Source organism: Synechococcus sp. 'PEA 65AY6A-5F PE A', assembly GCF_047462575.1.
Lineage (GTDB): Bacteria > Cyanobacteriota > Cyanobacteriia > Thermostichales > Thermostichaceae > Thermostichus.
In genome coordinates, this window is record NZ_JAOALE010000078.1 from 1 (window position 1) to 1,493 (window position 1,493).

General features: G+C 57.6%; 1 rRNA gene. It reads right to left on the bottom strand.

The annotated features are described in order from the left end of the window. Positions 1-8: 8 nt before the first annotated feature. Positions 9-1,493: ribosomal RNA gene (locus GG26_RS13585) — 16S ribosomal RNA — on the bottom strand.

A 1,493-nucleotide genomic window follows, 5' to 3' on the forward strand; every position in this document is an offset into this window, starting at 1 on the left:
CTCCTTAGAAAGGAGGTGATCCAGCCGCACCTTCCGGTACAGCTACCTTGTTACGACTTAGCCCCAGTCATGAGCCTTACCCTAGGCGCCTGCCTGTGGCTCCCGGCGACTTCAGGCAAAACCCACTCCCATGGCTTGACGGGCGGTGTGTACAAGGCCCGGGAACGTATTCACCGCGGCATGGCTGATCCGCGATTACTAGCGATTCCGGCTTCATGGGGTCGAGTTGCAGACCCCAATCCGAACTGAGCCTGCTTTTGTGCGATTGGCTTCCCGTTACCAGGTCGCAGCGCTTTGTGGCAGGCATTGTAGCACGTGTGTCGCCCAGGTCGTAAGGGCCATGCGGATCAGACGTCATCCCCGCCTTCCTCCTACTTTCGTAGGCAGTCTCGCTAGAGTGCCCAGCCGAACTGCTGGCAACTAGCAACAGGGGTTGCGCTCGTTGCGGGACTTAACCCAACATCTCACGACACGAGCTGACGACGACCATGCAGCACCTGTCTCTGGGCTCCCTTGCGGGCACCCCCGGCTTTCACCAGGGTTCCCAGGATGTCAAGACCTGGTAAGGTTCTGCGCGTTGCTTCGAATTAAACCACATGCTCCACCGCTTGTGCGGGCCCCCGTCAATTCCTTTGAGTTTCAGTCTTGCGACCGTACTTCCCAGGTGGAGTGCTTAACGCGTTAGCTACGGCACCCAACAGATGTCGGACACCCAGCACTCATCGTTTAGGGCGTGGACTACCCGGGTATCTAATCCGGTTTGCTCCCCACGCTTTCGCGCCTCAGCGTCACAAATCGTCCAGGTAGCTGCTTTCGCTATCGGCGTTCCTTCCGGTATCTGCGCATTTCACCGCTACTCCGGAAATTCCGCTACCCTCTCCGACCGTCTAGCCTCACAGTATCCAACGCACCCCCGAAGTTGAGCTTCGGTCTTTAGCATCGGACTTGAGAGACCGCCTACACGCCCTTTACACCCAGTAAATCCGGGTAACGCTCGCACCCTCCGTATTACCGCGGCTGCTGGCACGGAGTTAGCCGGTGCTATTACCTCGGTACCGTCATTATCGTCCCGAGTTCAGAAGTTTACACCCCGAAGGGCTTCGTCCTTCAAGCGGTATCGCTCCGTCAGGCTTTCGCCCATTGCGGAAGATTCCTAACTGCTGCCTCCCGTAGGAGTGGGGTCCGTGTCTCAGTACCCCTGTGGCTGATCGTCCTCTCAGACCAGCTACGCGTCGTCGGCTTGGTAGGCCATTACCCCACCAACTACCTGATGCGCCGCAGGCCCATCCCAAAGCGCCGAAGCTTTAAACATCCACCAAAGTAGATGTCCACATCCAGGATTAGCTAAGATTTCTCCTAGTTGTCCCAGACTTTGGGGTAGGTCACCTACGTGTTACTCACCCGTCCGCCACTGGCTGCATAAAACAGCCCGTCCGACTTGCATGTCTTAGGCATACCGCCAGCGTTCACCCTGAGCCAGGATCAAACTCTCC